General features: G+C 60.7%; 15 protein-coding genes and 1 riboswitch. Of the genes, 6 read left to right on the plus strand and 9 right to left on the minus strand.

Annotation, left to right across the window (positions count from 1 at the left end; translation table 11 throughout):
* Positions 1-12: 12 nt before the first annotated feature.
* From RlegSU303_RS21070 to soxR, 6 genes are all read right to left on the minus strand, one after another.
* The gene (locus RlegSU303_RS21070; RefSeq protein ID WP_131720004.1) at positions 13-1569 is read right to left on the minus strand and encodes a formate dehydrogenase beta subunit; all 1557 of its coding nucleotides are present in this window, start codon (positions 1567-1569) and stop codon (positions 13-15) included.
* Positions 1566-2045, minus strand: coding sequence for a formate dehydrogenase subunit gamma (locus RlegSU303_RS21075; RefSeq protein WP_017962350.1), 480 nt, complete (start codon positions 2043-2045; stop codon positions 1566-1568). The genes RlegSU303_RS21070 and RlegSU303_RS21075 overlap by 4 nt, the downstream gene beginning before the upstream one ends.
* Positions 2046-2179: 134 nt before the next feature.
* Entirely contained in the window at positions 2180-3073 is an 894-nt protein-coding gene (locus RlegSU303_RS21080) for a LysR family transcriptional regulator (protein WP_131720003.1), read from the minus strand.
* A gap of 191 nt (positions 3074-3264) precedes the next feature.
* Positions 3265-3606: an ArsR/SmtB family transcription factor gene (locus RlegSU303_RS21085; protein WP_017962351.1), complete on the minus strand. Its 342-nt coding sequence runs from the start codon at positions 3604-3606 to the stop codon at positions 3265-3267.
* 103 nt (positions 3607-3709) lie between these two features.
* On the minus strand, positions 3710-4480 hold the full coding sequence (locus tag RlegSU303_RS21090) for an SDR family NAD(P)-dependent oxidoreductase (protein WP_131644572.1): 771 nt from the start codon (positions 4478-4480) through the stop codon (positions 3710-3712).
* A 130-nt stretch (positions 4481-4610) separates the two neighbouring features.
* Positions 4611-5075, minus strand: a complete 465-nt coding sequence (gene soxR / locus RlegSU303_RS21095) for a redox-sensitive transcriptional activator SoxR (RefSeq protein ID WP_017962353.1) — start codon at positions 5073-5075, stop codon at positions 4611-4613.
* Between the two features lie 310 nt (positions 5076-5385).
* A riboswitch (TPP riboswitch) is annotated at positions 5386-5499 on the plus strand.
* On the opposite strand from soxR, the gene RlegSU303_RS21100 reads away from it, so the two are divergent.
* The 6 genes from RlegSU303_RS21100 to RlegSU303_RS21125 all read left to right on the plus strand — a co-directional run bounded on the left by RlegSU303_RS21100 (position 5490) and on the right by RlegSU303_RS21125 (position 11051).
* The gene (locus RlegSU303_RS21100; RefSeq protein WP_131720002.1) at positions 5490-6098 is read left to right on the plus strand and encodes a YkoF family thiamine/hydroxymethylpyrimidine-binding protein; all 609 of its coding nucleotides are present in this window, start codon (positions 5490-5492) and stop codon (positions 6096-6098) included. (Overlaps the previous riboswitch by 10 nt.)
* A 12-nt stretch (positions 6099-6110) precedes the next feature.
* Positions 6111-6917 carry an ABC transporter permease gene (locus RlegSU303_RS21105; protein WP_131720001.1) on the plus strand — a complete coding sequence of 269 codons (807 nt, stop codon included), beginning with the start codon at positions 6111-6113 and terminating at the stop codon, positions 6915-6917.
* A complete protein-coding gene (locus RlegSU303_RS21110) occupies positions 6914-7726 on the plus strand; it encodes an ABC transporter ATP-binding protein (protein ID WP_131720000.1) in 813 nt (270 codons plus the stop codon). The genes RlegSU303_RS21105 and RlegSU303_RS21110 overlap by 4 nt, the downstream gene beginning before the upstream one ends.
* A gap of 67 nt (positions 7727-7793) precedes the next feature.
* Positions 7794-8804: an ABC transporter substrate-binding protein gene (locus RlegSU303_RS21115; RefSeq protein ID WP_131719999.1), complete on the plus strand. Its 1011-nt coding sequence runs from the start codon at positions 7794-7796 to the stop codon at positions 8802-8804.
* Positions 8805-8925: 121 nt separating this feature from the next.
* Complete coding sequence (locus tag RlegSU303_RS21120) at positions 8926-10146, plus strand: acyltransferase family protein (protein ID WP_131719998.1); 1221 nt, start codon at positions 8926-8928, stop codon at positions 10144-10146.
* Positions 10147-10313: 167 nt separating this feature from the next.
* Entirely contained in the window at positions 10314-11051 is a 738-nt protein-coding gene (locus RlegSU303_RS21125) for a sugar transferase (protein WP_131719997.1), read from the plus strand.
* A gap of 283 nt (positions 11052-11334) precedes the next feature.
* Here the strand turns inward: RlegSU303_RS21125 and RlegSU303_RS21130 are convergent, their stop codons facing one another.
* From RlegSU303_RS21130 to atpD, 3 genes are read right to left on the minus strand one after another with little or no spacing between them, the layout of a single operon-like run.
* Positions 11335-11742, minus strand: coding sequence for a F0F1 ATP synthase subunit epsilon (locus RlegSU303_RS21130; RefSeq protein ID WP_012759246.1), 408 nt, complete (start codon positions 11740-11742; stop codon positions 11335-11337).
* Positions 11742-11981, minus strand: a complete 240-nt coding sequence (locus tag RlegSU303_RS21135; protein ID WP_003543462.1) for a hypothetical protein — start codon at positions 11979-11981, stop codon at positions 11742-11744. The genes RlegSU303_RS21130 and RlegSU303_RS21135 overlap by 1 nt, the downstream gene beginning before the upstream one ends.
* Positions 11981-13417 carry a F0F1 ATP synthase subunit beta gene (gene atpD, locus RlegSU303_RS21140; RefSeq protein ID WP_017962360.1) on the minus strand — a complete coding sequence of 479 codons (1437 nt, stop codon included), beginning with the start codon at positions 13415-13417 and terminating at the stop codon, positions 11981-11983. The genes RlegSU303_RS21135 and atpD overlap by 1 nt, the downstream gene beginning before the upstream one ends.
* Positions 13418-13421: the final 4 nt, after the last annotated feature.

Below are 13421 nucleotides of genomic sequence, written 5' to 3' on the forward strand. Positions count from 1 at the left end.
ATGAAAAACGCGTCATTCCGCCGCCTCCACCAGAGGTGCCGGCGAAAAATCCTCCGGGAAATGCGTCATGGCGCTCATCACAGGATAGGGCGTGAACCCACCCAGCGCACAGAGCGAGCCGAACTTCATCGTGTTGCAGAGATCGGCAAGCAGGGCCCGGTTCTTCTCCGGCTCGATACCGTGAGCGATCTTGTCGGCCGTCTCCACGCCGCGCGTCGAGCCGATGCGGCAGGGCGTGCACTTGCCGCAGCTTTCGACGGCGCAGAATTCCATGGCGAAACGCGCCTGCTTCAGCATATCGGCCGTGTCGTCGAAGACGACGATGCCGGCATGGCCGATCAGTCCGTCTTTGGCGGCGAAGGATTCGTAATCGAATGGCGTGTCGAACAGCGCCCGCGGGAAATAGGCGCCGAGCGGTCCGCCGACCTGCACGGCCTTGACCGGCCGTCCCGTCACTGTACCGCCACCGATCCTGTCGACGATATCTCCGAGCGAAAGACCGAAGGCCGTCTCAAAGAGGCCGCCATATCTGACATTGCCGGCAATCTGCAGCGGGATGGTGCCGCGTGAGCGGCCCATGCCGAAATCGCGGTAGAAGGCCGCACCCTTTTCCATGATGACCGGCACCGAAGCCAGCGAGATCACGTTGTTGATGACGGTCGGACAGTTAAACAGCCCCTTATGCGCCGGCAGCGGCGGCTTGGCACGCACGATGCCGCGCTTGCCCTCGAGACTGTTGAGCAGCGCCGTCTCCTCGCCGCAGACATAGGCGCCGGCGCCGGTGCGCACTTCGATATCGAAGGCGCGGCCAGAGCCGAGCACCGATGGTCCGAGAATGCCGGCCTGGCGCGCGATGCCGACGGCCTCGGTCATGACAGCGATCGCATGCGGATATTCCGAACGCGTATAGACGAAGCCCTTGGTCGCCCCGGTCGCGAGCCCTGATATCGCCATGCCCTCGATCAGCACGAAGGGATCGCCTTCCATGATCATCCGGTCGGCAAAGGTGCCGCTGTCGCCCTCATCGGCATTGCAGACGATATATTTGCGTTCGCCGACGGCATCGAGAACGGTCTTCCACTTGATGCCTGTTGGAAAGCCGGCGCCGCCGCGTCCGCGCAGGCCGGAATCGGTGATTTCCTTGACGATATCGACTGGTGTCATCGAAATGGCGCGACGAAGGCCGGCAAGACCGCCATGCGCCTCGTAATCGCCAAGCGAAAGCGGATCGGTGACGCCGCAGCGGGCGAAGGTCAGGCGGGTCTGTTCCTTGAGGAACGGGAGGTCTTCAACCTCCCCGAGACAGAGCCGATGCTCGCCTCCATCAATCATCCCGGCGTCGAACAGATCAGGCACATCTGTCGCCTTCACCGGTCCATAGCCGATGCGCTTGCCGTGGACCTCGACCTCGACCAGCGGCTCCAGCCAGAACATTCCGCGCGAGCCGTTGCGCACGATCTCGGCATCGAAGCCGCGGGCGGCGATCTCCTGGGCAATCGCCTTTGCCACCTTTTCGGCCCCGAGCGCCAGCGCTGCGGCATCGCGCGGAACATATATCCTGACCGTCATCGGCGTGCCTCCGCGACGAGTTCCACCACCGTCTGATCGTCGACCCGGCCATAAACCTCGCGGTCGAGCATCGCCGCCGGCGCACAGGCGCAGAGCCCGAGACAATAGACCGGCTCCAGCGTCACGCCGCCATCGAGCGTCGTCTGATGAAAATCGATGCCGAGCAGCGCCTTGACACGTTCGGCCAGCGCATCGCCGCCCATCGACTGACAGGCCTCGGCGCGACAGAGCTTCAGCACATGCCGGCCGGCGGGATGGTCGCGATAATCGTGATAGAAGGTCACCACGCCATGCACCTCGGCGCGGGAGAGGTTCAATTCCTCCGCGATAACAGGCATCGCTTCCTGCGGCACATAGCCGAATTCTTGCTGAACCTCGTGCAGAATGGGAAGCAGCGGCCCTTCGAGAAAGCGAAGATCGGCGACGATGGCTCGGGTGCGTGCTGCAATATCGCCTTCGGCGATATGAATGGTCATAAGGCAGCCCTCCCAGCCGCTTGCTCGTTGCGAAATAGCGGGCCTCCCCAGCCGAGTGCTATTCCGTAACCACCATCTCAGGGAAGCAGCCGGCGATCAATAAAGCTATCTCGTTGCTTGATAGGTTTTTTCTATCAAAGTTCTTCATCTTGCACGAGCACTCTTGCTTCATGCAGCAAAGCCGAGACAAGCGGCGTGAAGGGCTCGCGATAAGGCGCAACAAGGCCGACCAGATGATGCGCCTCCGGCTCAACGATCGGGATCATGCGGATTTCCACTGGAAATCCGAAGGATTTGGCGACGTTGCGCGGCATGATGCTCGCCCAGCGTCCAGTCCTGACATGCGAGAACAGCACGATCATCGAGTTGGATTCGAGCGTCGGATGCGCTGTGGCGCCTGCTTCCGTCAAGTGGCGATTGATGATCCGGCGGTTCTGCATGTCGGAAGTCAATAGACAAAGCCGAAGGTCACCGATCTCCCGCCAGGTCACGTTGTCGCGATCGGATAGCGGGCTGCCGGCAGCCGTGATCAGATTATAGCGCTCGGCATAGAGGGGAACGGTCGTGACGCGGCCGAGCGGCTCGTTTTCGAGATAGGTGATGCCGGCATCGATTTCGAGGTTTTCGAGCATGCTCAGCACCTGCAACGAATTTCGCGAGACGATCGAGAAAGTCACGCCGGGATGCCGCTCCTGAAAGGGCGTGGTGATGCGCGACAGCATGGCAAGCGCGGTCGGAATGGCGGCGAGGCGGATGTGGCCGGAAAGGCCGCGGCGCGCAGCGCGCATCTCCTCGCGCATGGTGCGGGCATCGCCGACGATGCGCCGGGCCCATTCGAGCACCCGCTGCCCCTCCGGCGTCAGTCCCTGGAACCGCGAACCGCGCTGCACCAGCATGACGCCGAGCTGATCCTCGAGCTGCCGGATGGCCGCCGAAAGCGTCGGCTGCGAGATCCCGCACTCCTCCGCGGCGCGGCCAAAATGTTTTTCGTTGGCAAGGGCGATGAAGAATTCCAGCTTGTCGATCATCCGGTCTCCCGATCCGGCATGATATCATCCGGGTCAGTTCATCTTTGACGCAGCAGCCGTGCGCCGCAAGGGCGATCTCTAGATCAGGATGATTTTAGGCCCGATCGGCCTAAAATCTGAATCCTGATCTAAATCAAAGAAATAGAGCATGATGTCGTCCGAAAACCGCGCACACTTTTCGGCATCATGCTCTAACTGTTTTCTGCAGCCGGGAAAAGATCGAACAGCGATTCGAGGAAGGCAAGCACGCTGACATTGCCGATGCTGTAATAGACCAGCCTGCCCTGGCGGCGCGTATGGACCAGCCCTTCTAGCCTTAACCGCGCCAGCTGCTGCGAGACCATTGCCTGCTGGATGCCGAGGATATTTTCGATCTCACCCACCGTCCGCTCCTCGTTCGCCAATATGCAGAGGATCAGAAGTCGGGTCTGGTGCGCTAACGCTTTCAGCAGATCGCTCGCTTCATGGGCTTTTCCAGCGAGTTTGTGCAATTCCTGGCCGGACATCCCCGGCTCGGGTTTGGGCAACGGCATTCGGTATCTCGGAAGGGAGGCAATGGGGTAGATCAGCACAATAGCATATTCGCACAAGCGAATTGGTCAAAAGTGATGAAATGTCAAAAAAGGTCCAAACAAATCAGCAGATAAGCTGACCTCCATTGATCTCAATCACCTGTCCGGTGATGTAGCCCGAGAGCGAGGGAGCCGCCAGGAATAGGTAGGCCGGAGCACAATCCTCCGCCGTGCCGAGCCGCTGCAGGGGGATGGATTTTCTCGTCTGCTCCAGCTTTTCGCGGGAGGAATAGCGCTCATGGAAATCCGTCTCGATCGTTCCCGGCGATACGCAGTTGACGCGGATTCCGTCCGGTGCAAGCTCACGGGCAAGCGCCTTGGAATAGGTCGCAACGAAGGCTTTCGAAGCCGAATAGATAGAGGAACCGGGGCTGCCGCCGGTCAGCGCCGAAATCGAAACGGTGTTGACGATGGCAGCACCACCAGCCGCCTTCAATGCCGGCAGCAGCGCCCGCGTCAGCGCCACCACCGATGTCTGGTTGAGCCGCACGACCGCCTCATATTCTACATCGGTGAGCGTGGCAGCGGGAAAACGACCAAGCATGGTGCCGGCATTGTTGACGAGCACATCGACCTTATCGAAGAAGGCGAGAACATCCTCGGCAAATTGCGCGGCGCCACCGACTGCGGAGAAATCGGCATTAAGCAGCAGCGCCCGTCTTTCGGATTCAGCCGTCAGCAGGAAATCCGGCAGGTCTCGTCCCGGCTTGCGCCCGGTATGGACGATCGCCTTCGCGCCGCAATCCAGGAACTGCCGGGCGACTTCGAGGCCGATGCCGCGGCCGGCACCGGTCACCACGACATTGCGATTTTCGAACAGTCTGGGATGGAACACGAAGCCGTCCTCCTTGCGGACAGTGCCGCCGGTTGCGTCAATCGCCCTTAACATATGAGCGCGCCGACCGAAAGAAAGGCGCGCATCGATCTTTCCGGGAGACACTAGCCTTCCCGAGAAGTTTCAGCCTTTAGTTTTCGGTCTCCAGAAGCCGCGCGCCCGGCCCTTCCTTGCCGAGCCGGTCGCAGGGATTGCGCAGCGGACAGCTTTCGATCGACAGGCAGCCGCAGCCGATGCAGCCGGTCAGACGGTCGCGCAGCAGGCTAAGCCGCCTGATTCGCGCGTCGAGATCATCCTTCCACAGCGCCGACAGCGTCTGCCAGTCGGCCACGGTCGGCGTGCGTCCCTGCGGCAGGGACTCGAACGCCGCCTGGATTTCCGAAAGTGGAATGCCGACACGCTGCGCCACCTTGATGATGCCGAGCCGGCGAAGCACATCGCGCCCATAGCGCCGCTGATTGCCTCGAGAGCGGATGCTCGAGATCAGCCCCTTGGTTTCGTAAAAATGCAGCGCCGAGACGGCCAGGCCGCTGCGCTCCGCCACTTCGCCGACCGTCAGGAGCTTGCCGAGCGGCGCTGCCGGAATTGTATCCATGCCTCTTGACCTCAAGATTAGTTGAGGTTTTATAACCCTTGCTCCTGCAATCGTAAAGTCCGCTAAGGATGCTCTATCACTTTGAATCTGCGCATATCCTTTTCCGAAAATCGATTCCGATTTTCGGGGTTATGCACTAGCCGCCTGAGGGAGGAAGCTCCGGTTCCGTTCCCGGCAGGTACGGAACCATTGGGAACACCCGGGCAGATCCTCCGCCCGGGTGTTTTCCGTCACATCCGGTTCATTCCGACCGCACGGACGGGTTCGCAATTTTGCTGTTGCGGGGAGAAAACCCCGGTGATAGTTTCCGCGCAAATAACAGGGGAGCTCCGTATTGCCGGGGCTGAGATGTGAGGCGCAAGCCTCTGGACCCTTCAAAGCTGATCTGGGTAATGCCAGCGGAGCGAGGTTCAGATGTTCTCAGGCGCACAAGTGTCACTCTATCCGATGTCCGACAATTTCGTCGGCATCATTCTCGATGCCGTCACGGCGCTCGATCCCTATCGCAACCGGCTGCGCATCGAGACCGATGACATCTCCACACTGCTGGTCGGCCCGCCTGACATTCTCTTCGCCGCCATGCACGACCTTTTCGTCGCTGCCGCGAAGACCGGCGAGCATTGCGTGCTGTCCGCTGCCATTTCACGCGGCTGCCCCGGCGAGCCCGACGACGCCATCTGCGGCGTCAGCCCCTCCCTCGGCCAGGCGGAGCCGCTTGCCGAGCGTATAACAGCCGCACTTGCCGCCGTTGAAACCACCGCCGAGACCAGACAACCGACCGCCGCGCAATTCTCGCTCTACGTCATGGGAGCCGGCACCCATATGGACGAGATCTACGGCTGCATCGACTTCCTGAAGCGCTCCGGCACCTTCGACCGCGCCAAAAATTTCTGCACCAGGCTCTCTGGCGATGCCGGCGCGGTGTTCGCCACCATTCGTGAGGCCTTCTTTCGCTTCGGCGAACCCGAAGGGCATGTGACCCTCGACATCACGGTGTCGGCCAACAGCCCGACGAAAGCTTGAAATCGAACGCTGATGATACCGTCAAAACCATCGGAATCGCGCCTTGCCGCGCTCCGCGCCGCTCTCTACCGGGGCATACCCGCCTTGCTTGCCGGCTGCGCCTTTTTGGCGGCATGGGAACTCTATGTCGATCTCTCCGGCATCAAACCATCCATCCTGCCGGCGCCTTCGCGCATCGTCATGCAGGGCTGGCTGAACCGCGAGGGACTGATTGCCAATACCTGGCCCACGCTCGGCGCGACACTCGGAGGTTTCGCCCTGTCGCTGGCCTTCGCCTTTGCCGCCTCGATCCTCATGGATTTCGTGCCCTTCATGCGCCGGGCATTGCTGCCGATCTTCATCGCCAGCCAGACCCTGCCGCTGGTGGCGATCGCGCCCCTCGTCGTCCTTTGGTTCGGCTTCGGCCTGTTGCCGAAGATCCTGCTGGTGGCGCTCGTCACCTTCTTCCCGCTGCTCGTCGCCTTGCTGCAGGGCTATGAATCGACCGACCGCGACATCGCCGAATTGCTGAATTCGATGAAGGCGAGCCGTTGGCGCATTTTTTGTCTGGCACGGCTTCCCTCCTCGCTGCCTTATTTCTTCGCGGGCCTGCGGATCTCGATCACCTATGCCGTCGTCGGCGCGATCTTTGCCGAATATGCCGGTGCCGCCCGCGGCCTCGGCATCTATATTCTCAACGCCAAGAACAATTTCCGTCCCGATCTCGTGCTCGCCGCCGTCGTCGTCAGCGCCGTGCTGACACTCTGCCTCTTCGGAGCGACGCTGATGATCCAGCGCCTCGTCATGCCCTGGCAGCCATCCGGGGAGCAGCGCCGATGAGCGATGCAATGGTTGAACTGCGCAACATCTCGAAGTCCTTCGACGGCATGAAGGTGCTGGACGATATTTCACTCGCTGTCGCAAGCGGCGAGTTCGTTTCGATCGTCGGCCCATCCGGCTCCGGAAAATCGACGGTGCTGAGGTTGCTGACCCAGGCGCTTCGGCCCGATTCCGGCACCATGCTTTTCAAGGGCGCGCCGCTGGAACAGGCGCCGCATTCCTTCGCCTTCATGCCGCAACGCGATGCACTGATGCCCTGGCGCCGGATCATCGACAATGCCGCACTCGGCCTGGAGGTGCGCGGTATGAGTCGCCGCGCGGCCCGTGCCGCCGTAGCGCCTCTGTTCGAGCGCTTCGGCCTTGCAGGCTTCGAGCACCACTATCCCTCCGAACTGTCAGGCGGCATGCGCCAGCGCGCCGCGCTGCTGCGCACCGTCGTCCAGACCCAGGACATGCTGCTGCTCGACGAGCCTTTCGGCGCGCTGGACGCGCTGACGCGCACGCAGATCCAGGAATGGCTGCAGGGCATGTGGACCGAACACCGTTGGACGGCGCTGTTGATCACCCATGATGTTCGCGAGGCCGTGTTCCTCTCCGACCGGATCTACGTGCTCTCGGCTCGTCCGGCGCGTATCATCCGCGAATTCCGCGTTCCCCTGCCCCGTCCGAGAAGCATTGCCGATCTCGGCTCGCCGGCGGCCCAGGCGATCGAAACCGAAATCCTGCAAACCCTGCTTCATCCGCTAGAACAGGATGATTTTAGGCCGGTCGGCCTAAAATCTGAATCCTGTTCTAATTTAAAGAGTTAGAGCATGATGTCGTCCGAAAACGCTCACACTTTTCGGCATCATGCTCTAGAGACCTGAGGAGGTAACCATGCTGCTTCTCACCCGTCGCCAGACGATCTTCGCCGCCATCGCCGCAAGCCTCGCCGGCCGCCCCGCCTTCGCCCAATCGGCGCCCGCAAAGGTTCGCATCGCGCTCGACTGGACGCCCAACACCAACCATATCGGCATCTATGTCGCCAAGGCGAAGGGCTTCTATGCCGATGCCGGGCTCGATGTCGAGATTCTTCCCTTTGCCGACACCAGCGCCGGAACGCTGGTGTCCAACGGCGTTGCCGATTTCGGCATCAGCAGCGAGATCGAGACCCTCACGCAACGCGCTGGCGGCGGTGACGTGAAGATGGTCTACGGCGTCGTCCAGACGGAAACCGCACGCCTGATCTTCAAGGGCGGACGCGACGACATCAAGAGCCCCAAAGACCTCGACGGCAAGACCTATGGCGGCTTTGGCGGCACCTGGGAGAGCGCGCTGATCTCCGCGATGATCCGCAATGATGGCGGCAAAGGCGACGTCAAGACCGTCACCCTTGGCACCTCCGCTTACGAGGCGCTGGACAATGGCTCGATCGATTTCACGCTGGAGATCTACACCTGGGAAGGCATCGCCGCCGAACTGGAAAACCGGAAGATCGGCCGCTTCCACTATTCCGATTATGGCATCCCCGACGAGCAGACGACGGTCATCGTCTCCAGCGACGCCTATCTCTCCGCAAGTCGAGAACACGCCCGCGCCTTCATCCAGGCGACACGAAAGGGTTATGCCTACTCCGTCGACCATCCCGACGAAGCCTGCGACCTGCTGATCTCTGGAAGCAACGGCGCACTGATGAATACGGAACTGGTAAAGGCTTCTCAGAAGGCATTGATCGAGGGGCACTTCCTGAAATCCGAGGCCGGTCTGATCGGTAAGCTCGACCCGGCAAAGGCCGAGGCCCTCGGCAGCTTCCTGATGGAGAATGGCATTCTGGTCGATGCGAATGGCGCTGCACTCAAGGAGAAGCCGGACTTTTCCACCTATTATACCAACGAACTTCTCGACTGAGCCCAACGCCTGCCTTGCCCGTCGCGGCTTTCCGCTGCAAAGTCCCAGACCCGAAGCATGATGTCGTCCGAAAACCGCTCACACTTTTCGGCACCATGCTCTGGGTAGGGCGGGGGACAAGATGCGACAACAGGAGAGACTGGCCGGAGCGGACTTTCTGCGCGCGACGGCCTGTCTGCTGGTGCTCGCCCACCACTTCGCGCTGCGGCTGGATATGCGCAGAATCCCCGACGAACTCGGACCGACCGCAAACATCCTCCGCTTCGGCAATTTCGGCGTCGCCGTCTTCTTCGTGCTCAGCGGCTTTCTGCTCGCCCATCCCTTCTGGCGCGCGCTCGACGCGGGCAGCGACATGCCCAACCTGCGGCATTACACGATCCGCAGGGCGGCGCGCATCGCTCCGGGCTTCTGGTTCGCCGCCACCGTCGGCTTCGCGCTCAGCCTGACGCTGCTTGCCTTGCCGCTGACGCCTGAGCTTGTGCTCCGCTGCGTCTCCGGGCTGCTGTTCATGAGCCAGTGGCATTGGCGCACCTTTTTTCCTGTCGAAGCCGACGGGCCGCTCTGGTCCATTCCCTTCGAGGTCACCAGTTATGTGCTCCTGCCGGTCTGCTTTCTCCTGCTGTTTCGTTTGCCATTCCTGAGGCAGCGCCCGTTGCTTGCCCGCTTCGCCTGGCTTTGCGTCATCACGGGCGTACTCCTCGCCCATGTGCTCATCCTGACCCTCTTTCCGCTCAACGACATCGAACGCGGCTGGCAGTACGGTCTGCAGGGCGGGGCGAAGGAGTGGATGCCGAGATATAATCCGATCGGCTTCTTCGCCGTCTTCGCGCTCGGCGCGCTTGCCGCTGGCGTCGAGGTCATGCTGCCAAGAAGGCGTTCCTCCTGGTTCGATGCCGCAGCGCTCCTCGGCCTCGCCATTGCCGCCTACCGCCTCGTCATATCACCCGGCGGCTCGGCCGAAGCTTACGGCTGGCTCGAAATCCCCTACGGTTTTCCGGTCTTTCCGCTGGCGGTCGCAACGGCGCTCGTTTCGCTCAGTCATTCGCAACACCTGGGCAGGCTGCTCGACAATGCTCCGGTCCGGTATATCGCGAAGATCTCCTTTGGCATCTATATCTGGCAGGAGGTCATCTTGTTATTGATCCAGAGGCTCGATCGAGGCTCGTTCGGCTTTTCCTCTGAAAATGTCGTCACCGGCTGGCTGCAATCTTGCGGACTGGCGGCAGCGCTCATCCTTCTCATCGCAAGCCTCAGCTACTACCTGTTGGAAAGACCAGCGATCCATTTCGGAAACCGGCTGACATCGCGTCAATCCAATCGGGCTACTCCTTTCAAAGTATAAGTTTCGCATAAGCGCAACTACACGCATTAAGGTTAACGCCGAATACTCCCATTTTTGGCGTCTTTAGGGTTATCAAATTCTTATTTATACCGATGACAAACGATACGTGACCATGTATTTGTCTCCTTGTTGTTCAGTATCGCATCTAAGCTTGTGGACCTTGCGTAATGAATGCTTTTACTTCGAAGACGAATCCACGCTTCGATCCGTCTCAGCGTCAGGACAAAATCAAGACCCTGGTTATAGCGAACTCCAACATTCGCCAGCCGGATAGCTTTTCCATTATCGAAAGAAAGATGGCTGTGCGGCTCGGCGTGAAGCGGTTGATCGACATCGTCGCCTCAGTCAGCGCTCTCATCGTGCTGGCGCCGCTTTTTCTGGCAATCGCTCTTTTCATCAAACTCGACGATGGTGGTCCGGTGTTTTTCCGCCAGATCCGCTGGGGGCTGAACGGCCGGAAGATCACAGTCTTCAAGTTCCGGTCGATGCGCGCGGAAGCTTGCGATCCCAGCGGCATTCAACAGACCGTCAAGGGCGACAGCCGGGTGACCGGCATCGGCGCGCTGCTCCGCAAGACCAATATCGACGAGCTGCCGCAGCTTTTCAACGTCCTCAGGGGTGAGATGTCGTTGGTCGGCCCGCGCTGCCACGCCATCAATATGCGGGCGGCCGGCCGGCTCTACGAGGAACTGGTGCCGGACTACCACCACCGCCACATCATGCGCCCCGGCATCACCGGTCTTGCACAGACACGCGGCTGGCGCGGCCCAACGGCACGGCCGCTGGAAGCCCGCGCTCGCATTGCCTGCGATATTTATTATGTCAGGAATTTCAGCCTGCTGCTCGACTTGAAGATCCTGTTCAAGACGGTCGTCATCGAGTTGCGCGGCGGCACCGGCTTCTGAGACGATCCGGCACGTCGGCAAAAGCGGCCTATCGGCCGCTTCTTCATTTCAAGCCACCAGTGGCGCTGTCTTTAGAGCATGGCGCAAAACTGTGCAGCGGCTTTGCTATAACGATATGCGTAAAACCAATACATAAGCGCGAGGCGCGAATCTGAAAAGATCGCGACGCGCTTTCGGAGAAGCGTTTCCGATTTCGGGTCGATACGCTAGCGCCCGACAGATAGAACAGACACAAAAAAGGCGGCTGTCGCAGCCGCCTTTCATCCGTCGCAGTCGGTTGCGATCAATCCTGTTGAACGACGCCGCGCAGATGCGTCAGTTCCATGATGAAGTGCTCGAGCTTCGACTTGTGCTCGTGCAGTTCGGCATGTTCGAGTTCCTTTCGGGCGGCCTCGATGCGGCGCGTCAGTTCGTCCTTATGGAGTTCCTCGACCGGAACCGCGGATTCGGCAAGCAATGTGCAGCCGGTCGGCAGGATATCGGCAAAACCGCCGAACACCACGTAGTCCTGCTTCTTGCCGGAAGCCGAACGCACGCTCACGACACCCGGCTTGATCGTCGTCATCGTCGGCGCATGGTTTGCCATGACCGTCATCTCGCCTTCAGTCGCGGGGATGACGACCTCGGTCACCATCTCCGACAGCAGCAGACGCTCCGGCGAAACGAGCTCAAAGTTGAAATTGTCAGCCATCAGTGACTTACCTTCTCGGCTATGGCTTTCGCATCTTGCAATTTAGTCCCGCAGAACGGGCAGTGCATTATCGCTTGGTCGAGATAACCGAGGCCTTCCTCGCTCTGGACCAGACCCACCACCATCATCAGCACGCCATTATCGGCGCGGTAGACGGTCGGCGCTGCTGGTTCCGGAAGATCCGCCACGACCCCTTTCAAGGAGTCGCAGCAGAATATCTCGTCTAGCGCATCGCTCATTAAGCAGCTGCGAGCTTCTTGGCCTTTTCGACCGCTTCTTCCATCGAGCCGACCATGTAGAAGGCAGCTTCCGGCAGATGATCGTATTCGCCGTTGACGAGGCCCTTGAAGCCCTTGATCGTGTCTTCGAGAGCAACCAGCTTGCCGGGCGAGCCGGTGAAGACTTCGGCGACGAAGAACGGCTGCGACAGGAAACGCTCGATCTTGCGGGCGCGGGCGACGGCAATCTTGTCCTCTTCGGACAATTCGTCCATGCCAAGGATCGCGATGATGTCCTGCAGGGCCTTGTAGCGCTGCAGAGTCGACTGGACCTTACGGGCGACGTCGTAATGCTCTTCGCCGACGACCATCGGGTCGAGCATGCGCGACGTCGAGTCGAGCGGATCAACCGCCGGGTAGATGCCCTTTTCGGCGATCGAGCGCGACAGAACCGTCGTTGCATCAAGGTGAGCAAACGAGGTTGCCGGTGCCGGGTCGGTCAAGTCGTCGGCCGGAACGTAAATGGCCTGAACCGAGGTGATCGAGCCTGTTGTCGTCGTGGTGATGCGCTCCTGCATCTGGCCCATGTCGGTTGCGAGCGTCGGCTGATAACCAACGGCCGACGGGATGCGGCCGAGCAGAGCCGACACTTCGGAACCTGCCTGCGTGAAGCGGAAGATGTTGTCGACGAAGAACAGAACGTCCTGACCCTGGTCGCGGAAGTGTTCGGCAACCGTCAGGCCGGTCAGGGCGACGCGGGCGCGGGCGCCCGGCGGTTCGTTCATCTGACCGTAAACAAGTGCCGCCTTCGAGCCTTCGCCGCCGCCATGCTTGTTGACGTTCGATTCGATCATTTCGTGGTAGAGGTCGTTGCCTTCGCGGGTGCGTTCACCGACGCCTGCGAAAACCGAGTAACCACCGTGCGCCTTGGCGACGTTGTTGATCAGTTCCATGATCAGAACGGTCTTGCCGACGCCGGCGCCGCCGAAGAGGCCGATCTTGCCGCCGCGTGCATAGGGAGCCAGAAGATCGACGACCTTGATGCCGGTGACGAGGATCTGCGATTCCGTCGACTGCTCGACATAGGACGGCGCATCCTGGTGGATGGCGCGCTTGTGAGCGGTGACCAGCGGACCGGCTTCGTCGACCGGCTCGCCGATGACGTTCATGATACGGCCGAGCGTTTCGTTGCCGACCGGAACCATGATCGGAGCGCCGGTATCGGCGACTTCCTGGCCGCGCACGAGACCTTCGCTCGAGTCCATCGCGATGGTACGGACGACGTTTTCGCCAAGGTGCTGCGCAACTTCGAGAACCAGGCGGTTGCCGTGGTTGGTGGTTTCCAGCGCGTTCAGGATCTTCGGCAGTTCGCCTTCGAACGCAACGTCGACGACGGCGCCGATAACCTGGGTGACTCTGCCGACAGAGCCGATCTTGGGGGTAGCTGCCTCAGCCATTTTC

Source organism: Rhizobium sp. SU303 (assembly GCF_021052345.1).
Lineage (GTDB): Bacteria > Pseudomonadota > Alphaproteobacteria > Rhizobiales > Rhizobiaceae > Rhizobium > Rhizobium laguerreae.

What these genes read in the sequence shown, in the direction of transcription:
- RlegSU303_RS21070 (WP_131720004.1), bottom strand. Translation starts at nt 1,569, where the DNA reads ATGACGGTCAGGATATATGTTCCGCGCGATGCCGCAGCGCTGGCGCTC.
- RlegSU303_RS21075 (WP_017962350.1), bottom strand. Translation starts at nt 2,045, where the DNA reads ATGACCATTCATATCGCCGAAGGCGATATTGCAGCACGCACCCGAGCC.
- RlegSU303_RS21080 (WP_131720003.1), bottom strand. Translation starts at nt 3,073, where the DNA reads ATGATCGACAAGCTGGAATTCTTCATCGCCCTTGCCAACGAAAAACAT.
- RlegSU303_RS21085 (WP_017962351.1), bottom strand. Translation starts at nt 3,606, where the DNA reads ATGCCGTTGCCCAAACCCGAGCCGGGGATGTCCGGCCAGGAATTGCAC.
- soxR (WP_017962353.1), bottom strand. Translation starts at nt 5,075, where the DNA reads ATGGATACAATTCCGGCAGCGCCGCTCGGCAAGCTCCTGACGGTCGGC.
- RlegSU303_RS21100 (WP_131720002.1), top strand. Translation starts at nt 5,490, where the DNA reads ATGTTCTCAGGCGCACAAGTGTCACTCTATCCGATGTCCGACAATTTC.
- RlegSU303_RS21105 (WP_131720001.1), top strand. Translation starts at nt 6,111, where the DNA reads ATGATACCGTCAAAACCATCGGAATCGCGCCTTGCCGCGCTCCGCGCC.
- RlegSU303_RS21110 (WP_131720000.1), top strand. Translation starts at nt 6,914, where the DNA reads ATGAGCGATGCAATGGTTGAACTGCGCAACATCTCGAAGTCCTTCGAC.
- RlegSU303_RS21115 (WP_131719999.1), top strand. Translation starts at nt 7,794, where the DNA reads ATGCTGCTTCTCACCCGTCGCCAGACGATCTTCGCCGCCATCGCCGCA.
- RlegSU303_RS21120 (WP_131719998.1), top strand. Translation starts at nt 8,926, where the DNA reads ATGCGACAACAGGAGAGACTGGCCGGAGCGGACTTTCTGCGCGCGACG.
- RlegSU303_RS21125 (WP_131719997.1), top strand. Translation starts at nt 10,314, where the DNA reads ATGAATGCTTTTACTTCGAAGACGAATCCACGCTTCGATCCGTCTCAG.
- RlegSU303_RS21130 (WP_012759246.1), bottom strand. Translation starts at nt 11,742, where the DNA reads ATGGCTGACAATTTCAACTTTGAGCTCGTTTCGCCGGAGCGTCTGCTG.
- RlegSU303_RS21135 (WP_003543462.1), bottom strand. Translation starts at nt 11,981, where the DNA reads ATGAGCGATGCGCTAGACGAGATATTCTGCTGCGACTCCTTGAAAGGG.
- atpD (WP_017962360.1), bottom strand. Translation starts at nt 13,417, where the DNA reads ATGGCTGAGGCAGCTACCCCCAAGATCGGCTCTGTCGGCAGAGTCACC.